Genomic DNA, 23,498 nt, shown 5'->3' with positions numbered 1-23,498 from the left:
TTAATTTAGTGAATACCTGTGATCAGCTCTATGTGACAGAATCGACGACTGAAGGCGGGAACTACAGCTATTCTGCTGTAACGCCGGTGCAACCGCTCACTTTTGAGTTTAATAACATTGTGACGGGTGTTAACTACAACTTATTGAACTCATTAGCTTTTGACCGTGATAGCGGATTAATGTACTCCACCTTTAATAACCAAGCGGGTAATACATCGGGTAATATTGAGTTAGTGGTGACAGATACTTCGGGTACTAGCTTTATATCGCTTGGTGAAATCATCTCTGATGGTACTTATACCATCAATGATCTTGCAGGTGGTGGTGTAACGGTAAATGCTGGGGATCCACTGCCGTCCAATATTGGTGGTAAATATCCTGCCAATATGGGGACCATTTCACGAGATAATCAATTCTATTACATCACTAATAATCGTTGGGATAGTTTGATTACGATTAATCTGTTCGAAATGACATACAGTGCGAAACCTATTCCAGCCGCACTAATCAATAACAATGCGTTACGGATTGGCTCTGATTGGGCGGTATCAGAAGTGGATGGTTTAATCTATGGTGTAGATTTAACAGGCAATGGTTTCCAAGCCAGTGGTGCGGAAACGGAGCCAACGACACCAACCTTATATGCTTATGATCCGGTCGCAAATACTGTAACAAGTCAGCCGCTTAACTTTAATGGTGCGAAGGCACCAAATTATTGGACCGGTGCGGTAGCGACCGATGATTTGAACCATTTGTATGCAATTACGCTAACAGGGGATCATGATACTGATGGCGATGGTAGTTACGACTTAAATGATCGTGTTGCAATGTACCGTATTAATACCATTAATGGTGATGCTTCTTACATTATCCCAAGTAGCTATTCAGGTGTTGGTTTCCATGATATGGCGGGTTGTATAGCCAGTATTGATAAGGGAGATGCGCCGCAAAGCTATGGTGAAGCGGGTCACCGTAATGTCGATGTTGATATTTCAGGTACACCAGATCTGATCTTAGGTAGTGTGTGGGATCCTGACTTATATGACTTCTACAGTGCAGATGCCACGGGTGATAATACAACAGGTGAAGATGATGAAGAGGGGGTTGTTATGCCAGCCGATATCATTGTTTCAACCTTAACCACTTTATCTATCACCGTGTTTGAGAAAGACGGTAACAGTTCATATCTCAATATCTTCGTTGACTTAAATGGTGATGGTGACTTTACCGATACCGGTGAAGTCGTACTGTCCGATTACACTGTGAGTAGTGGACATAATAATGTTCCAGTCACATTAGATGCGGCTTACACGTCAGGGTATAACGGTGACACCTTCATCCGATTCCGTGTGTGTGATGCGCCATCGCTATGTGATTCACCATTAGGTACGGTTGATAACGGTGAAGTTGAAGACTACATGTTCAACTTGATCAACCAAATTGTATTGAACGGGACTGTTTTTGAAGATAACGGCATTGGTGGTATGACTGCGCATAATGGAAGATTGGAAGGTGATGAGCAGCGGTTAGCCAATTATGTAGTGAAAGCCATTTATAACGATGCACCAATTCCTGGTTACACCACAGGCCAAGAAATCATGCAGACCGTGACCAATGGTAATGGTCGATTCAGTTTGGTATTGGGAGTGGAATTTGCCAATAAAGATCTTCTGCTTGAGGTTGTTCCCCAATCGGCATGGATAGACATTTCAGAATCGGATGTTACCGATCCTGTGTTGGGACTTGTCGGCAAAGTAACGAATACTTCAATTACTGATAGCCAAATGCTCATCAATGCTAATGCCGGTGATAATTTGGATAATTTGGATTTTGGTAAAGTCACCATGCCAATTTTAGAACCTGATAACTATACCGAAACAGAACCTGGTGTTCCTGTGTTTGTTAGCCACAAATTTAATACCAATACTTCAGGAAATGTGAGCTTTACTATCACTAATCAATCACCATCACCGTCAGGTTATTCTTGGAGTGATGTGCTGTATTTTGATACCGATTGTGATGGAGAGTTAGATGGAGGAACCGATTTAGTTGTTACCAATCCAACAGCAGTGAGTGCTGATGGTACTTCTCAAGTGTGTTTAATTGTCAAAACGTTTGTGCCTGCCAATGTGCCGTTAAATGGGATTTACAATTATCAACTTAATGCGGATATGACGTTTACTAACAGTGCGATCACTCGTCAATTAAGTGATATTGACACGGTTAAAGTCAGCTTTAATGGCTCTGGTGAGTTAGAGGTTGAAAAAACAGTCAGAAATATCACTCAAAATGACACTGAGGGTCGGAGTAACCAAGCGAGACCGGGAGATACACTAGAATATAAAATCTACTTTATGAATAACGGTTCAGGAAATATCGATACCATTAAATTGTTTGATGGTGTGCCAGAATTTACTTCATTAGCTGAAACGGTGAGTTGTAATGCTCCTGCAACATCACTACCAGCGAGTATCGTGTCATGTAATGTGCTTACTGCTGATGGAACGAATGATGCGGGTTATGACGGCGGTATTGAATGGCAACTTGGTGGTATTTTAGCACCGTCAGAACGTGGTTATGTGACGTACCGTGTGACTGTTAAATAAAATAATTGCTAATAAATAAGAATTAAATAGCAATGCAAAATAAAAAAAATGCTAAACACTTTAAAGTAAGTTGAGTAATTGACTTATTTTAAAGTGTTTTTTTTTGGCTTAACACTTGCACAAACGATGTGTCATTTATTTCTACAATGGTGATAAATTGTGGTCATGAAAATAAGAACAGGGATTTGGATATTAATATTACTTTTCATTGGTAGTATTTTATTTACATATCTATTATCGAAATTAAATAAAGGTGAACCACAGAAGTTAACGGTGGTTGATAGCCAAGTAACCAATAAGTCTTATTTTCAAGAATATGGTATTCCCATTGTTGAGTTTAATAATCTTGAACAATTGGTATTCAGTTTAGAAAGCAAAAAAGGGATCCAGATCCTTGATATTTTTTCTCATGGTGAGGTTGGAAAAATCACCATAGGTCAAGATGATATTACGCTAAAAAATATTCAGCAATATAAGCCATTATTAATGGCATTGGGTAAACAGCTCGATAAGAATGGACACATTAATATATTGGGCTGTGATATTGCGAAAACAGATGAAGGCAAAACATTAGTTCGTAAGTTTGCTGAATATACTGGCGTGTCTGTGGCAGCCTCTATTGATCCGACAGGAAGTCATTTCAAAGGTGGTGACTGGGAGTTAGAGTATTTAACACACCCTGCACAGTTTAAACTTTCGTTTCTTTCTAATCGCTATTATGCCTATTCTGAAATACTTTACGATCCTGCTACCTATGATCCCGTAACCACTGATACGGATGATGATGGTGTGATGGATGCTGTCGATATCGATGATGATGGTGATGGGATCATCGATGAAGTTGAGGCCGCATTTTGTGTTCCTGCTGGAACAAATTATATGGGACCAACGTATTTTTCCAGTGTAGGCATTGAAGGTGTCGCTGCGAGCCCAGTTCCAGCCCCTGAAGAATGGATAGATGGTGATGATTCTGGAACAGGAGGAAATGGTTGGGAGCCTTTTACATGGGCTGATATCAATATACCTATTCGTTTGACATTTAACTTACAGGCTCCATTGACTGCTGGTGGTTTTGCATTAGCGAATGACTATGGCGTTCAGGGGGATGGTATTCGTGCAGCAGATGTTATTTTATATGATAGTGATAATAATATTATAGCGACAGAATCGTTTACAGGGTTATCAACTAACAGCACTATTACCGTGCAATATGCATTCAGCCAACAATATGAAGATATTGCTTATTTTGTGATTGAAGCACCTTGGACAGGCCCTGGGGCAGGTGGGGCGGCACCTAATTTCCAAATTCGAGAAGTGGGTTTGTACACATCGAGTGACTATTGTGGCTACTACGAAACTGACAGTGATGTTAATCCTGATCACCTAGATTTAGACAGTGATAACGATGGGATTCCCGATAATATCGAAGCGCAATCGACAACGGGATACATACCTCCAAGCGGTGATGATATTGATGGTGATGGTTTAGACGATGCTTATGATGCCAATATTGGGAGTACCGATCCGACATTAAGTGCGGGGTTAACACCTGAAAATACTGATGGTACTGATAACCCTGATCACCGAGATCTGGATTCTGACGATGAAGGTGGCAATGATACTTATGAAGCGGGTTTAATTTTATCAGGTACAGTGGGTCTCAATGGCTTAGATAGCAATTATGAAGCTGCTGATGACTATACGGATGTTAATGGTACTTTTGATAATACCCAAACTGACAATTTTCCTGATTTAGACAGTGATGTATTTACTGGTGGTGATGTAGATTGGCGAGATGCAAGTAATCCTGATTCCGATTATGGCGATGCACCAGATGCCGGCGTAGGTAGCGGTATTGGCAATTACCGAACCTTATCCAGTGATATTGGTGCTTTTCATTACAACCCCGTTCCAACCTCTATTTTCCTTGGTGAAACTGCCCCAGATGATGAAAGTGATGCAACACAATCAGCAACCGCTGATGGGGACGACACTACTGGTACTGACGATGAAGATGCTTTAGGTGTCACTCAACTTTACGAAACCAGTACTTCCTTTACTTATAATCAGCTAGTTAATAATAACTCAGGCGCAGATGCTTATGTCTATTCGTGGATTGACTGGGATAACAGCGGAACATTTGATCGAGATGAATTTGTTGAAGGTGGCACTGGGACAGGTGATGCGATAGTGGTGGCAACGGGTAGCACCAATGCCAGCCAAGTCATGCAGTGGACAACCTTACCAACGTTAACGTCAGGGGATACTTACTATATTCGTACTCGTATCAGTGATCGCATACTGGCTGATACCGTAACCGGAACAGATGAAGATCCCCGTTCTTATGGCTTTGGTGGTGAAGGGGAAATCGAAGATCAAGTATTAACTGTACAAATTGAATCATCATTACCACAATTTCTTTGTAGTGTTTCAGAAACTGCTTCAACAGGGCAAGAAATTACCCAACTTCCAAATTATAACGATGACCCCGCAGATGGCTTCTCCGGTACCAGTATTGTTGGAGATGAACTTTACTCCAGTGCGGCAAATGCTGCTGGTAACCCCTTAAAACGATTTGAATTAGAGATATTGGCACCGGGGCAAGTTTTTAGTTATCCCGTTGGTATTGAAATTGAGTTTCGCCTTCGCAATAGCAATGGTGGTGATTCTGATCCGATGTTTTGGCTGACTGATCACACCAATATGAATGGTGTGTTAATTGGTGATAATGCACTTTGGGTTGGCTCTCATGCGACTTGGAATGGCTCGAATCAAACCATAAATTATACTAATGTTGCTGTTAATCCAATGTCGGATGCTGCCGGAATGATGACAGCGTCGTACAAGCGTTATCGGATGAAAATGTATGTGCAAAGTGATAATTCTACGTCGATTCAGCTAACAACCATGCAAGATGATGGCACTGTGATTGAAACTTCACCAGTAAGAACGGGTGTTTTGTCTTTAGATCCAAATAACGGCATCTACTTCGCTCATACCACGCATTTTAACGATCCTGCGTCGGAAAATTATGTCTTTGGTGGTACCACTTTTGTGGCTACCAATGGCGGTGTTTGTGATTACGGTGATGCACCAGATACGAGTGTTGGTATCAACCAAGGGGATTATCAAACCTTGGCACTTAACAACGGCCCAGCCCATTCCGCTAATGGCGTTATTTACTTAGGCTCTATTGCACCTGATACTGATGCTGATGCTTTTGGTAATGGTACTGATGCAAACGGTAATGCCAGTGATGATGACAGCGAAGGTGCAGTCCCAGATGATGAAGATGCTTTCAGTACAACCTTATTGTTATATGAAACCTCTTATTCAACCACTATCGCATGTAATGATTTCAGTGCGGGCAGTGGTGATCATGGTGCGACGGTGCATGCGTGGATAGATGCGAATGCGAATGGTGATTTTGAAGTCACCGAATATGCATCTGCAGCTTGTAATGATACATCGTCATTTGCTGATGGTAGTGCTGCTTTGTCATGGACAGGACTTACCTTAGTCACGGCTGATAGTTATATGCGTTTTCGTATATCAGACACCGCACTAACAGATGCTGATGGATTAGGCAGTGATGATCGAGCTTACGGCATTGTCATGAATGGGGAAGTAGAAGATCATCTGATTCAAATCCTTCATCCCGATGATATGGACGGTGGTGATGCGCCTGATAGTTATTTAGTCGAGTTTGCCGAAGGTGGACCTAAGCACATTCAATCTTCCACTTTGTATTTAGGAGCAGATGATGTGGATGGGGAAGCCTCAACGGCCAGCGATTTAGCCAATTTGGATGATACAACAGGTGCAGATGAGTTAGGGATTTCATTGCCTGATTTATTATTGGGAGAAACAAGCTACACGGCAACGGCAAAAGTCTTTAATAACACAGGCGCAGATGCCACCTTGGTTGCTTGGCTTGATCATAATCAAAACGGCACTTTTGAAGCATCTGAAGCACAACTCCAAACTGTACCATCAAATAACACCTTGACGGATTATCCGATCACTTGGTCTGGTCTATCACCTATTGGTTATGGCGTATATAACCTGCGTTTTCGTTTAGCACCTGCAAGTGATGGTTTGACGACGGCAAGCGTTGGAGGAATTGCCACCAATGGTGAAGTGGAAGATCATCAACTGTCAGTGTTGGAGTGCTCACAAGGCACAGGCAACGAATGGGGTATCTATGATCAAGTTGGCGCAGGAGGCACGACCTTCCCTGGAACTTTCCAAGGTGTCGGTTTTACGGTGACATCTGAGATTGCTCCGAACCTAGTAACGGCTAATGGGAATATTTGGAATTACCCAAATTATTTTTTACACCCGACGACAGACGATGCTGCTGAATACACGCCAAGATTTGAGTATGCAGGCACACATACCGTCACCTTCGACCAGCCAATGACTAACCTCATTATGAATCTCTACTCATTCGGTGCTGGGACGACAAGACCAACCATGACATTTGATACGGATGTCCGTGTAATCTATAGCCCAGATACCTTGCAACATTCTCCACGGGTTATTCAAGCCGCTGAGTTTCCTCGTGGTGGTTCGGGTGCCAACGGTACAATCTTAATTGAAGGCACGGTCCAATCCTTCTCATTTGACGTTGATATTCCAGAATATTGGTGGACGATTAACTTCAGTGCGGGTGACTGTAAAATAGCGCAGCCGAAAGACATTGGTGATGCTCCAGACATGACCTCAGGTATTGCAGTACAAGATTATCAGACATTATTAAGTAACCAAGGCGCGGCACATATTCTTGCGGATACCGATGCTGATACACAGGTAGATATCACTTTAGGTACAGCGTGGGATGAAGAAACCCAATATTGGAATACCGCGACTGTGATGCAAAACCTCACCGCGAACGCAGATGATGTGAATAATATCGACGATGAAGATGGGGTTACTTTCCCAGCCAATTGGACGCCGGGAGAATCTGTCAATGTTGATGTTACCCTCACCAAAGATCCCGATACGACCTTAAATGGTCTTCAGGTGTACGCATGGGTTGATTGGAATTTAGATGGTGACTGGGATGATGCGGGCGAGCAGATCATCAATAATGCTACCGCAGCAGAGGGAATAAATACGGCTGCGATAACCGTACCTGCCGGTGCAAGCCTTGGTTATTCTTACGTTCGGGTTCGTGCCTGTTCAACTGACACCAGTTGTAACTCACCAATAGGTGAAGCCAGCGATGGTGAAGTTGAAGATTACCGTATGTTTATTTCGACCCTTATCCCTTCTGCGACTTGTGACACTATTACGCAAACGAAAAGTAATGGGGCGAATTTTGATTATGTTGCATTTGACCCAACCACTGATCCCGTACAATTTTCTCCACTAGCGAGTCCATTGTCTCTTACTGATTATCCAAATATTCTTGGTGTAAATGCGCTTGGCTATAACCGAGTGAATGGGTTGTATTACGGCTTATTTAGAGATGGTAATAGCGTAACGGAAGATTTCATTCTCTTTATTACTGATCGCTTCGGGACAGATTTTATTCCAATAGGGAAAGTCTATGCAGATGGAGCGCAAAGTTTTAATCATGCCGGTAATGGCGCCGTTAATTTTACGGATGGACAAGCATTATCCAGAACGGGTTCTGGGACGAATATTTCTGGAATTAATCGTGGTGATGTATCACCTGATGGTCAGTATCTCTATGCATGGAGTGGGACTATTGATGCGTTGATCCGTATTGATCTCTCTACTCAACAATTTACCGCAATTTCCTTATCTGCTACGCCAAATCTTGATGGTGATATTGTTTTTAATCCAAATAATAATCTGCTGTATAGCATCGATTTAGCGGGAGGTAATTATACCGAAATCAACCCATCGAACGGTAATGTCACTACAAATGCGACGACCTTTAATGGTTTGCTACCTGTTGATAATACGGGTGGTGCTAATGCTGGGGGGATGACATCTGATGATGGTGTGAATCTGTACGCATTTGCTAACGGAGGGGATCACGATACGGATGGTGACGGCACGCATGATTTAATCGACAAAACAGCAGTTTATCAACTCAATGTTGTAACCGGAGAACTGATCTTTGTCTCTGAAGGGTTAGATGTCTCATTGACAGGTAATGATGCGGCAGGGTGTTACTATTCTCGTGATTATGGTGATGCACCAGCCAGTTATGGTGATGCCTACCATAGTTATTCTGACACAGGGGCTGATGGGGATAGTGTGTTAGATGGCGATCAAGATTTAGCCTTAGGAGTGCAATGGGACAGTGAATTTATGAATGCATCATCGAGTGATGCAACAGGCGATGATAACAAAGGGCTTAATGATGAACGCGGGGTAACAATGCCGGCAAGTATTACGGTTGAAACCTCAACCTTGATCCCTGTGTCAGTGCCGCAAGCCTCAGGTTTCCTCAATGTATTTGTTGATCTTAATGGTGATGGTGATTTTGCTGATACAGGCGAATTAGTCTTTGAAGATCAAGTGATCAATGCTGCTACCACAAATCTTGATTTTAATTTAGATGCCAATTTAACGTCAGGCTACGACGGTGATACTTTTGTGCGTTTTCGTCTCTGCAGCACCATAGCCACTTGTAATACTGCAACTGGCGGAGCTGATGATGGTGAGGTTGAAGATTATATTTTTGATTTAATAAACCAAATTGTATTGAACGGGACTGTTTTTGAAGATAACGGCATTGGTGGTATGACTGCGCATAATGGAAGATTGGAAGGTGATGAGCAGCGGTTAGCCAATTATGTAGTGAAAGCCATTTATAACGATGCACCAATTCCGGGTTACACCACAGGCCAAGAAATCATGCAGACTGTGACCAATGGTAATGGTCGATTCAGTTTGGTATTGGGAGTGGAATTTGCCAATAAAGATCTTCTGCTTGAGGTTGTTCCCCAATCGGCATGGATAGACATTTCAGAATCGGATGTTACCGATCCTGTGTTGGGACTTGTCGGTAAAGTAACGAATACTTCAATTACTGATAGCCAAATGCTCATCAATGCTAATGCCGGTGATAATTTGGATAATTTGGATTTTGGTAAAGTCACCATGCCAATTTTAGAACCTGACAACTATACCGAAACAGAACCTGGTGTTCCTGTGTTTGTTAGCCACAAATTTAATACCAATACTTCAGGAAATGTGAGCTTTACTATCACTAATCAATCACCATCACCGTCAGGTTATTCTTGGAGTGATGTGCTGTATTTTGATACCGATTGTGATGGAGAGTTAGATGGAGGAACCGATTTAGTTGTTACCAATCCAACAGCAGTGAGTGCTGATGGTACTTCTCAAGTGTGTTTAATTGTCAAAACGTTTGTGCCTGCCAATGTGCCGTTAAATGGGATTTACAATTATCAACTTAATGCGGATATGACGTTTACTAACAGTGCGATCACTCGTCAATTAAGTGATATTGATACGGTTAAAGTCAGCTTTAATGGCTCTGGTGAGTTAGAGGTTGAAAAAACAGTCAGAAATATCACTCAAAATGACACTGAGGGTCGGAGTAACCAAGCGAGACCGGGAGATACACTAGAATATAAAATCTACTTTATGAATAACGGTTCAGGAAATATCGATACCATTAAATTGTTTGATGGTGTGCCAGAATTTACTTCATTAGCTGAAACGGTGAGTTGTAATGCGCCAGCGACTTCGTTACCAGCATCTATTGCGTCATGTAATATCATTACGGCAGATGGCATTAATATCGTAGGTTATGAAGGGGCAATTGAATGGCAATTAAATGGTATCTTAGCACCTGCTGAACGAGGATATGTGATATACCGAGTTACTGTAAAATAATAATAAATAGTGATATTGAGAATGTGGCCATTATTCTAACAGATAAGAGCAAATTACATAAATTGATATTTAATGTCTTATAAATAATTACTAACGTATATTATTTCATTTTACACATCTTAAAAATTCATACTGTATTAATATGTCTGAATGAAGTGATGTGGTACATAGCTAAATATAAGTTCATTTAAACGAAGTTCTGATAATGTAAATGATCTTATATTTGGCTATTTATTTTATTAAAACATCAGATATGCAATGTGCTGATAATTACTTTTAAGGAATCTCATTATGTTGAGTTCTCTTTTTTTTAAGCTTATTAGATGCTTATCCACGACGAGCTTGTTTTTTAAATTCGGTAGGCTTATTAATAAAAAAACTTTCTCTATAATAATAAGTGAGAAACTTTCTTTATTATGTGATTACTTGTATTGCTTTTTTTATAGGGTAAAAAATAAAACCTCGTTTAAATGTAATTATTTAGTCTATGTTTTTATTTCCTTAGCATTATTCTTCTCCTCTCCTGTTTTTGCTACACAATTCTTACGTGTCAGTCCAAGTAATCTAAGTTTAAATACCAATACATTAACCGAACTAACGGTGGGACAAGAAGTCACCATTCTTAATAATAATATTCGTTATGAATATTGGGATGATCCTTTTACCGGTGATAATCGAATTAATCACTGGATGCGGGCGAAAAGTGGTCCAAGTATCAGTGGTGGTAAAATTACCATACCTTCAAATTCTGATTATTACTTACGTTATATTCTCGACAATAAGATTATTCAAAGTTATTCAGGTACCGATCCCAATATTTTTTCTCGCACTGGCGTAAATACGATTGATGAAACTAGGAATGTTCGCATCGTTTTAGGTCGTCAAAGTGCGAATAATCCGCCTAATTCTTTCCCATTACCTTTCAGTGTTCTTGAGTTTTGTAGCTCTCCTACTAGCGATCCAACGCAGTGCTGGAATGATCCGCAAACAGAAGCCAATGGTTGGCACAGAATCACCATGAGCGGCAATCTTACCATTACTTTAAATGCCCTTAATACTGATGATTTTGGTGATGCACCTGATAGTTATAAAACCACGTCTGCAGATGATGGTCCTAATCATTTAGCTTCTACCAGTTTATTCATGGGAACGACAGCAACAGATGCTGAAGCGGATGGTACAGGAAGTGCTTCAGCAAATACGGATGATCAAACCGTTACGGATGATGAAAATGCATTTACAGTGTCGAGTATTGATCAATATGCACTAACACTAAACCAAACTATTTCTGTAACAAATACAACAGGATCGGACGCATATCTCTACGCATGGTTTGATTCAGATAACAGCGGTACTTTTGATGTTGATGAGTTAATCACAACAGGTGGTGGTACCGATGGGGCGCTGGTTGTTGCCAATGGTGATACCAGTGCTGAGCTCAACTGGAATATTAATGATAATTTATCGACTGGCGATCATTTTATCCGACTCCGTTTGTCGTCCACGTTGTTAAATTTAGGCGCTAGCACAGGATCTGCGGTGGATCCTCGATCTTATGGTGTGGGTGGGGACGGTGAAGTGGAAGATCACCTTATTACCGTTGCTCAATCTACCGCACCTGGCTTGGTTAGTGGTGACTTTGATAAAGATGGTGTGCCTGATAGCCGTGATTTAGATGATGATAATGATGGTATTTTAGATATCGATGAAGGTTGTAGCATTGTCCATAGTGAAAACTTTGAACGTTTTTCTGATGCATTTAATGAGATACCGACATTGCAATTTGCCATCAATGAAACAACGGCAGAAGCAACAGGTTTTGAAACAACAGGGCAATACACGCTTGAACCAACCTTAGTACCGCTTTATTTAATGGGCGGGATGACACCGACTAACTCGCAAGGGCAACCTGTTGGATCGTATTTAGCGGGTTCTGGTTGTTCCGAGACAACCACATTATGGGAAGAAGTCAGTGGTAATATGTTCCTGATTTTTGGGACACATGATTATCAAGGAGGAGCAGTTGATCCTAATGATGTCTGTGAAGCCGATGATCCTAAATTACCGGGTTATGTTTATAAACCTCTTAATGATTTACCAGTCTTACCTAACACTAATTATGTCTTTAGTGTTGATGTCAAAATATCTACAGATAATTTGCAAGGTCACTCTGCAAATACAGTGGGAAATGCAGAGCCTGAGATTCATTTCTATGTAGATGGTGTATCAGTGGCTCAGTATGTTCCTGATCGTTCAGAATCTATTACAACAGCGGAATATAAAACCTTTAGTTTCGTTTGGAATAGCGGCAGTAAAACCTCAATCGAGTGGGGGATTTACAATACAACAACTGAAAGTTCAGGTAATGATTTCTCAATAGACAATATTGTTTTCCGCTCGCAAAATACGGCGACAGCGACGTCGCATTGTCAGGATATTGATGCTGATGATGATGGTATTCCAGATAATATTGAAGCACAAACCACTGCAAATTATATTTTCCCTGCTAACGATGATGCGACGACTTATCACAATAACGTGGGGGTAAACAGTAACTACTTAACGACCAATAATGGTGCTTTAGGGTTAAGTCCAGTTAATACTGATGCGACTTCTTCTATTCCTGTGCGTGTTGATACGACACCTGATTACCTTGATACCGATTCTGATGGCGATGGGGTGTTAGATATTGCTGAAAATGGGCCGGATAGTATTCATCCGGGAGCAGGTGCAAGCACAGATACTGATGGTGATGGCTTGTGGGATATTTTCGATGGTATGGATAGCAGTGGTGCGACTGCATGGCATCCTGCTGATGAGCTCTTGTCTTCATTACTTGCACTCAGAGTTGCTTCTTTTGGTGATGCAGATGGAGATGCTGCGCAATTTGAACCATTAGCCCAAGATCTTGATTTCCGTGATGGTGACGAGCCTAGCCAGCAAATACAGTTTGATCATGGTGATGCGCCAGCCAGTTATGGTAGTGCCTCTCACACGGAAAATACCGAGACTGTGATATTAGGGACGCTCATTGATTATGATTCCGGTGATTGGGGCGATGGTACTGATGATAATGGTAATGCCACTGATGATGACACAGTCAATGATCCAACGGGTGGTGTTGATGATGAAGATGGCATTGCGACATTACCTGATGTCAATGTCGCGACAGATACCTCTTATACATTAGCGGTTGATGTGAATAACAGTCATCCAACCAATGATGCCACGTTACATGTTTGGTTTGATTATGACGGTAATGGCACGTTTGATGTTGATGAGTACCAAACTGCCACCATTACCGCAGCAACGGGGGCGACAACAGAAAATATCACATGGAATGGCTTAGCGGGCATGAGTACAGGTACTCGTTATGTTCGTGCACGTATCACAACGGATACACTTACCACTGCTGCGACGGGTAGCGATCCTGATACGCGGGCAACAGGCGTCGCTGCGGATGGGGAGGTGGAAGATTTCCCAGTGACCTTTATATACACTCACCCAAGTATTGTTAATCCAGCCTCAACGGATACTGATAATGATGGTGTGATGGATGATATTGATGTCGATGACGATAACGATGGTATCTTAGATTGTGATGAATCTTTAAATGCTACTGACCCATTCGATGGTTCTGAATTCTTAGAGTGGGACGCTGTTAATTACGATATATCTAATGGTTTAGCTGATGTTGCAGCATATCGTGTTTTAAATGATACAACTTGGATAACAGGAAGTTATGGCGCAAATAGAGTTGTTGCGACTGCCAAATATGATAAACCCAATGCAGCTCATCCAATGGATATTTTAATCAGTGGTGGGGACAACTTAGCAAGAAATATCATTGAAAATACACAAGGTCTGAGTAACGTTGTTTATGAAAACGGATTTACCGCAGGCAACGGCCCTGATTCAAATGTATTCCGATTTACAACAACAATTCCTGCGAATATGGCAGGGGATTATACTTTCCAATTAGCGAGTTCAGACGAAGATAATGGAATTGCAGTGAATGGTGTCGTATTAGGCTTCGCTGGCTCCAATTACACGGGCTCAAATAATCAAAGTGTTTCAGTCACACTTAGTGCTGGAGATATCTTGGTTATTGCTTACCGTAATATTTTCCCTGTCCATCAAAATGGTAATGTATTTGTTACCTCAACAGTACAACAATGTTTGCCTCTTGATAGTGATGACGATGACATCCCCGATCATTTAGATTTAGACAGCGATAATGATGGCATACCTGATAACGTTGAAGCGCAAACAACAGCTAATTACGTTGTACCTAATAACGATACATTAGGCGATTACACGACTAATAATGGTTTAAATACCGCTTATATCACGGCTAATTATGGTCAAGATGGCATTACGCCAAATAATAATGACGGTACAGATGAGCCAGATGTCCGTGATACCGATTCGGATAACACAGAAACCGATGATACTACCGAGGCTGGCTTAACCTTATCTGGGGTGGATACCAACTTTGATGGTATGGATGATGCTATTTTACCACCGCCAAATCCAGGTGATATTTGGCAATCAGGTATTGTGAATGCATCGACGGGTACGACGTTTACTTCTTCAGCAAATCTACTCGCATACTATCCTAGCTATGATGGTATAGAGATGGACTGGCGTAGTTCTCTTGCTCCAGACTATGGTGACGCACCTGCACCGTATAAATCTGCGAGTCACTTATCTTCAACAGGATTAGCCCAAACCTATTTAGGAACCGTCTTACCAGACTTTGATACTGGTGATTGGGGTAACGGCACTGATACCAATGGAGATGCGACGGATGATGATACCGTTGATGATCCTGCGGGTGGTGTTGATGATGAAGATGGCGTCACCTTACCTATCTTAATTGATAGTGCGACAACCTATAGTGCGAATGTTGTCGTGACGAATACTGTCGCAACAGACAGTTATCTTTATGCTTGGATCGATTGGGATAATAGTAATACTTTCGATAAAGACGAACTTGTTGATGGTGGTGAGATCACTGTACCGACAGGGATAATACAACAATCACAATCACTGACGTGGAGTACATTACCTGCTATTTCACAAGGCACACCATATTATGTGCGTGTACGTATCACCACTGAAAGTCTTGCTGATACCGCAACAGGTAGTGATGAAGATCCTCGTTCATTTGGTGAAGTTGCTGATGGTGAGGTTGAAGATTATCGTATTTTAACCAGTCAAATAGACTTTGGTGATGCACCGGATTCGACCACAGGCACAGCCAATAATGATTATCAAACCACATTAGCCAATGGTGGTGCGAGTCACTTACGTGCAGATACGGATGCGAATAATCAAGTTGATATTACACTTGGTACTGCGTGGGATAGTGATTCTGGCACATTAGAAAATACAACAGCAATGGCCGATGACAACGATGGTATTGACGATGAAGATGGCGTTACTTTACCGACTCAGGCATCACCAGGTGATAGCATAGATATTGTTGTCACTGTGACTAAAGAGGCCACATCAACACTCAATGGATTACAGCTCTATGCATGGATGGACTGGAATGCCGATGGGGTATGGGATCCAGCGACAGAAACTGTGGTTAACCAACCTATTGCCGCACAAGGCACATTAACGTTCCCTACGACAGTGCCAACAACGGCAACGTTAGGAAATATGGCATTACGTGTCAGAGTGTGTTCAGCTGATACGGCGTGTAATTCACCGTTAGGGCAAGCAACCGATGGTGAAGTCGAAGATTATCAATTCATGGTAATGAACTTCCCTGTTAATGATGTGTGTGATCGTTTCTATGTTACTCAGGCGGCAAGCAATCCGAATTACAGCTTTACTGCGGTGACACCTGTACAGCCATTGAGTTTCTCCTTCACGACATTGAATGGCAGCGTCGTCATTAATGGACTTAACTCACTTGCTATTAACCGCGACACTGGTGTGATGTACTCCACGTATATAAATGGTGCGGGTAATTTAGCGATTGTAACAACTGATAGAACGGGTGCTAACTTTGCTCCTATTGGTGAAGTTCGCTCTGATGGGAATTACACCATTAGTAATATTGCTAACAGTGTCTCTAGGACGGTCACACCTGGTGGGGCGCTACGTCTAACAGGAGGTTTCTTAAACTTCCCACCACCATTGAGTTTCCCGAACATGGGTACGGTTTCACGTGATGGGACAAAATACTATGTCACCCATTCATCTTGGAGACATTACCTAATCATTGATTTACCAACCATGACGTTTGAGGCGAAGCCAACACCTGCGGCATTAATTAATAACAGTACGGGAGCATTACGAACCAGTGCCGATTGGGCGATTTCAGAAATTGATGGCAATATCTACTCTGTTGATTTAACAGGAAGAAACTTTGAAGCTGGGTTTACTGCGACGCTGCTTGAGCCAACACAACCTAAGCTCTACATTTTAGATCCGGTAAGTAATACGGTAACGTCCGAAAATATCAATTTCTTAGGTAAGCCGCCAAATGCGTGGAGTGGTGCTGTTGTAACCGATGATTTGAACCATCTGTATGCCATGACGAACTTTGGTCATCACGATACTAACCAAGATGGTGTTTACGATATCACCTCGAATCGTGTGGCAATGTATCGCATTAACTTAATCACTAAAGACGGTAACTTTATTGTGGCTAGTGATCGAACTGTATTGGCATTCCAAGATGCATCGGGTTGTATTGCCAGCCGAGATAAAGGGGATGCACCGGAAAGCTATGGTGAAGTAGGTCATAGAAACCGTGATGTGAGATTACAAGGTACACCTGATTTGATCATGGGTACGGCGTGGGATCCTGATCTCTATCCATTCTATACGGCAGATGCCACAGGGGATGATGTCACAGGTAGTGATGACGAAGATGGTGTCACATTACCAGCTGATATGTATGTGGGTGCTTCTAATGATATTGATGTTGTTGTGACAGGTGGTAGTGGTCATATTAACATCTTTATGGACTTAGATAATGACGGTACCTTCATGAATAATCCTGGTGAACATGTGGTACAAGACTTCCCAGTTACAGCGGGTACTAATACGATCCCTGCCTTCTTACCTTCAGGGATCAGCAATGGTCATGACGGTACTACCTTTATCCGTGTCCGTCTCTGTAGTGCAGCCAATCAATGTATCGCACCTACAGGTACGGTAGATAACGGTGAGGTTGAAGACTATACCGTTAATGTTATTCGACTCATGACCATTAGTGGTGTGGTGTTTGAAGATAATGGCGTTGGTGGGGCTACCTCTGCACATGATGGCATTCAAGATGGTACCGAGCGAGGGCTGGCGGGCTTTAAAGTACAAGTTATTTATGATGGGCCAAATATTGCGGGTTATAACACCGGTGACATTGTCGCAACAACGTTAACGAGTAGTGATGGAGGCTATTTCTTTGAAGTTCCATTGGCGGTAGCGGGACAGCCTCTTATTATTCGGGTTAGCTCAAAAGCTAATTGGATCGACATTAGTGAAGCCGATGTGAGTGGTATTCCACAGGCAACCAGCACCAGTGTGACTGATAGCCAAATAACGGTGACACCACAAGCGGGTGATAATATTTCAGGTATCAACTTTGGTAAAGTTAGTGAACCATATATGGAGCCTGATAACTTTACAGAAGTAGAGCCGGGAGGTTTAGCATTATTCAGCCATAAATTTACTGTCAATACCGAAGGTAGCGTGAGCTTTAATATTGCAAATAATACAACGGGTCCATTAGGAATCGCTGGTTGGTCTGCAATACTCTTTATTGATAATAATTGTAATGGCGAGTTAGATAGTGGCGATAACCAAGTGGTGAATCCAGTTGCAACCACTGCAGGTTCATCTATTTGCTTAATATCTAAGGTACAGTCACCAACTAATGCGCCTGCAAATAGTAATTACAACTATGATATTGAAGCGGATATGACTTTTGTTAATAGTGCTGTGACTCGTGAGTTAACTGACACTGATACAGTGAGAGTGACATTCACTGGTAGCGGTCAGTTAACGATTGAGAAAACCGTACAAAATATTACAGAGGGTACGCCTCCAGGGACGACTAATAATGCTAAACCGGGAGATATATTAGAGTACGTTATTATCTTTAATAATTTCAGTAATGCTGATATTAGTGATGTGAAGTTATTTGATTCAACCCCTGAGTTTACCGAGCTTAATCAAGCGGTGCTATGTTCTGATGCAACCGTACCAACGGGGTTAACATGTTCTGTCTCGACAACTGACGGTACTAACCAAGCTGGATATCAAGGAAATATTCAATGGCAAATGACAGGAACTATGACAGCTGGGAGTACAGGGCAAGTTAAATATCGAGTGAAAGTTAACTAGTTATTCTAATATAAAAAAAAGCGCCATGTTTATTGGCGCTTTTTTTATTGTCTATTTCAATTAATTAAATAGATATTAATGAGTCTTTAGTATCAACTTCTATTTTCTAATAAATGAAACAGTAAAAATAAACGACACTTTATAAGCACGATATTAATTTATAGTTATTGCCTTTTCATAAGGATGAGGTAGATGAATAAACAAATCCTCTTCTTTTATAAATTATTTATAAAAGCACTTTGTATTTACTTTATAAGTTTCAATGTCCACGCCGAGCAGCCTCGTGTTGTTAATAATACTGGTTTCTCTGATGGTGTTTTTCAAAACTGTCCAGCCGTTGGAAAATATTATTGTATGCGTGTTTTTGCAGGTAAAAATGGCGATAACTATTTAAATGCAGGAGGAGGATGTGCAACATATAGTGGTTCTTCCACTTTTTTTATGGGGGATGTAGTTGTTCAAAAAGGGACGATTAGAACCTTAAATGCCGATGATAGGGCAACCTTTTATTTTCCTAATGGCATTACAGAACAAGTTAACGGTGGACACAATAGTGGAGGAAACTGTGAAACGGGATCTAATTGGCAGCGAACACCTAATAGAGATGTGATTCCTCTTGGTACAACATTCACCGTGGCTGCTGATGTTCGTGTTGGTGGTGGGGGGGAAGCATGGGGACAAATGGATGTGTATTTCGAACCCTATTTGCAAGATTACGGTGATGCACCTGATGCTTCAAATGGGGTAGGTGCAGGTAACTATCGTACCCGCCAAGGGGACAACGGTCCGTCACACCGAGCGCTAAAAAGTGAATATACGGTTTATCTTGGTGTGAATATTCCCGATGATGATGATAGTGGTTTCCAGAATGCCGATGCGACAGCCGATGACAATACAGCAAGCAGTACTTTCTATGGTGTTGCTGGGGATGACGAAGATGGTGTGACTTACCCTAGTGTTCGTTTTGTTGATACCACGTATTCTATTACCGCAGATGCAACCAATACATCGGGCTCTGATGCGTATTTATATGCATGGTTTGACTTTGATAACAGCGGTACTTTTGATGTCGATGAATTAATTACCAATGGGACAGGACCGGGCGGTGCATTCATTGTACCAACGGGAACGAATAACGTAACACAGACACTGACGTGGAATTCGCTTGCCGATCTGACCGCTAATGGTTATTACTTTTCCCGTGTTCGTATTAGTTCGACGTTAATTACTACCACAGCAACAGGAAGCGATGAAGATACTCGTTCATTAGGGGCATTAAACAATGCAGGGGAAATTGAAGATTACATGACCTGTGTTGGTTGTGTCGATATTACCGGGCATGTTTATGATGATGTGAACGGTGATAGTGATATGACCGATCAGCTCCCTGTTAGCGGTGTGAGTGTTTATGTTTATACCGATGATGGTGATGGTATTCCTAATGCTGCTGATGGTAGCCCAACCTACACCACAACAACAGATACTAATGGTTATTATTCTTTCTTACAGATTCCTGGTGTCACCTATTTTGTGTCTCCTAATCCGCCAACTACAGGCAGCGCAATCGCTGATCAAACTTATACTACAGCGGTGACTGATAATTTAAATGGCACTTTTGCTACCGGTTATTGTGATGCAAATGGTGACGGTGTCGCTGATGCAACGCCAATCAATACAACAGGTTCATGTTTTGGTGGTTGGGATGGTGATCGTGCCACCAATAATGGGACGGGTAATCTTTCTTTACGTGAACACATTACACGAATTGAATTTTCGGGTATGTCACAGGCGGTGAATAATTTAGATTTTGGATTTTCTTATAACGTTGTTACTAACCTAAATAACACTGCACAAGGGTCGTTAAGTCAATTTATTACTAACGCTAATACCATTGCGGGTGCTAACGAAATGCGTTTTGTACCTGCTGTACCTGCTAATGATAGTGATCCAAGCGGTGATTGGTGGATAATTTCACCGAGTTCGTCACTGACTGCGATCACAGGAGCTAATGGTGCGAATACCACGATAGACGGTACCGCATATAGCTACACCGATGGAATAACGGTGGTGGATTCTAATACTGGTAATTATTCCGCATCACAAACGGTAGGCAGTAGTATTGATTGTACTCCTGAAACCATTCCGCCATTAGCCAAACCCGAATTGCAAATTGATATGGCAACCAATGCTAGTGCTTATAATGCGGAGTTGCTCACTATTAGTGCTGATAATACGACAGTGAAAAATTTATCACTGACGGGGGGCTCGCTCGGTATTAATGTAAACACGGCTAATATTACCGACACCTTAATTGAAAATAACCTTATCGGTATTGATCCTGCGGGGAATGAGGATGTGATTGGTGATCAAGGTTGTGGTACATCGCTAGGGTGTGCAGGTATTGCTGTTTCCAATGCGGGGAATAGCGCTTTAACGGGGGATAGCGGCATTATTCGTAATAACGCCATTAAAACAGCCCATAATAACATTTCATTTAATAACTTAACCTCACAAACCAATGTGATTAATTGGCAAGTGATCCACAATCAATTATTAGGAACGACGTCAACAGCAGCGACACCATACCATAATGTGGTTATTGCCCGAGGCGCACCAAGTTACTTAAATATTCAAGGTAACTTATTACGAGAAGCGACGGGGGACGGTATTAATCAAAGTCTGACGTCTGCGGTTGATTTGAACCAAACCATTACAAGTAATGATATTCAAAATGCTGGTGGGGATGCGATTCATTATCAAAGTGGTCGACACTCCGTGATCTCATGTAATGTACTCCATAATAATGGTGGTTCAGGGGTATCAATTGACGGTAATACTAATGTAAGAGGGTATTTAATTACTAAAAATAGCTTTAGTAATAACGACTCAAATTCGATTGATTTACAAAATGGCGCTACTGGTGACGGTGTCACACTAAATAACGATGTATGTAATAACAGCTCTGGGGCTGGTGCCAATAATAATTTGGCACGCCCTGAAATTGATAGTGCCGTTTATGATGGCACAAACTTAACGGTAACGGGCAGTGTGTGTGGTACTGGTGAATTTGTCTTTGAAGTTTATAAAGTCAATGCAGGCACAGGTGATACAGGGAGTGACACCAAAGCAGCTGGTGAGGGGGAGACTTATCTATATAGCATTACTGGTGTTGTTGGCTCGAACTTAACTGATGTAACGGCTGTCCCTGGACTGGTTAACGGTGACGAAATTACTGTTATTGCTTATCGTGTAACAACCGGTGGATTGGGGGCGTTGCAAGATACCTCAGAATTCAGTGCGAATGTCCCTGTTGATATGGATATTACTCTTAACGGGAAAGTGTTTGAAGATAATGGAAAAGGCGCAACAACAGCACATAATGGTATTCAAGCGGGTAGTGAACGTGGATTACACGGCTTTATTGTTAAAGCTATTTATGATGACACGGCAATACCTGGTTTTAACCCTGGGCAAGAAATTAACCGCACGATTACTTCTGGTGATGGGAGTTTCACGCTGGTGATTCCAGTTGATATATCAGAAAAAGATATCAAACTCATTGTGGTATCACAGGCGGCTTGGATCGATATTTCAGAAAGTGATGTTACTGATCCTGCACTAGGTTTAGTTGGTAAAGTAACAAATACCTCATTACTTGATGGTGAAATGTCAATCAATGCAACGGCAGGCGATATTTTAGATAACTTAGACTTTGGTAAAATACAGGAGCCATTATTAGAGCCTGATAATTCTGTCGATGCACTGGTTGGATTACCTGTTTTCTTACGCCATAAATTTATTATTAATACATCAGGTACGGTGACGTTTAGTTTAGTGAATGCGCAAGCTGCACCGACAGGATTTAGCTGGAGTCATATTCTTTATCAAGATATGAGCTGTAACGGTGTATTAGATATGCCAGCAGACATTGCCGTTGTTGCTCCATTTAATATGGATGCCGATTCTTCACCCGAAATATGTCTCATTGTTAAATCTATGATGCCAGCGAATACACCAATTAATGCGATTAGTACTTATGATTTACAAGCTGACGTTACCTTTAGTACTTCTCCTATTACTCGACAGCTATCAGATACTGATACCATCAAAGTCAGTTATAACGGTGCAGGGGATTTAGAAATTGAAAAATCTGTAGCCAATATTACAGATGCAAGTGCTGAATCAACCAGTAATACGGCAAAACCAAATGATGTTTTAGAATATCGCGTTTATTTTAAAAATAATGGTTTAGGTGATATAACGGATTTGGTTATTTATGATGTTGTTCCTGATCATACTGAGCTATCCAGTGTAATAGTGTGTACAACCCCTGCAGTTTTATTACCTGGGACACTGACTTGTGATTCTATAATTACACCTAGTGGCACGAATACTATTGGTTATGATGGTGGTATAGAGTGGCATTTAGGTAATGTATTGGCTTCTGGTGAAAGCGGTTATATTAGTTATCAAGTTAAAGTTAAATAACATATACCCAAGTGATTTCGCTCTGAATCAGGCATATTGAAGTCACTTGGGTATATATCAAAGTTACTCGGGGTCTCTTTTAAAAGTAAAAAAATCTCCTTTTTATAAGGGGATTTTTTTTGCATTGCAAGATGCTGTTAGTCTTAATAATGATATTACATATTTTTTAGTTATTGAAAATTAATGTGTTTT

General features: G+C 41.5%; 4 protein-coding genes. All 4 read left to right on the top strand.

From position 1 onward, the window contains the following. The coding region (locus Q7657_RS06560) for a GEVED domain-containing protein (protein ID WP_498827024.1) at positions 1-2,606 on the top strand (2,606 nt) is incomplete at its 5' end. Between the two features lie 165 nt (positions 2,607-2,771). Further along, on the top strand, positions 2,772-10,451 hold the full coding sequence (locus Q7657_RS06555; protein WP_498827021.1) for a GEVED domain-containing protein: 7,680 nt from the start codon (positions 2,772-2,774) through the stop codon (positions 10,449-10,451). Positions 10,452-11,051: 600 nt separating this feature from the next. Then, positions 11,052-18,818 carry a GEVED domain-containing protein gene (locus Q7657_RS06550; RefSeq protein WP_107167470.1) on the top strand — a complete coding sequence of 2,589 codons (7,767 nt, stop codon included), beginning with the start codon at positions 11,052-11,054 and terminating at the stop codon, positions 18,816-18,818. A 192-nt stretch (positions 18,819-19,010) separates the two neighbouring features. Further along, positions 19,011-23,306 (top strand): GEVED domain-containing protein, encoded by a 4,296-nt coding sequence (locus Q7657_RS06545; RefSeq protein WP_107167469.1) that lies wholly within the window; start codon positions 19,011-19,013, stop codon positions 23,304-23,306. Positions 23,307-23,498: the final 192 nt, after the last annotated feature.

Origin of the sequence: Candidatus Photobacterium acropomis (genome assembly GCF_030685555.1) — a bacterium.
GTDB lineage: Bacteria > Pseudomonadota > Gammaproteobacteria > Enterobacterales > Vibrionaceae > Photobacterium > Photobacterium lucens.
This window is presented reverse-complemented; position numbering and strand designations above follow the sequence as displayed.

What these genes read in the sequence shown, in the direction of transcription:
- Q7657_RS06555 (WP_498827021.1), top strand. Translation starts at nt 2,772, where the DNA reads ATGAAAATAAGAACAGGGATTTGGATATTAATATTACTTTTCATTGGT.
- Q7657_RS06545 (WP_107167469.1), top strand. Translation starts at nt 19,011, where the DNA reads ATGAATAAACAAATCCTCTTCTTTTATAAATTATTTATAAAAGCACTT.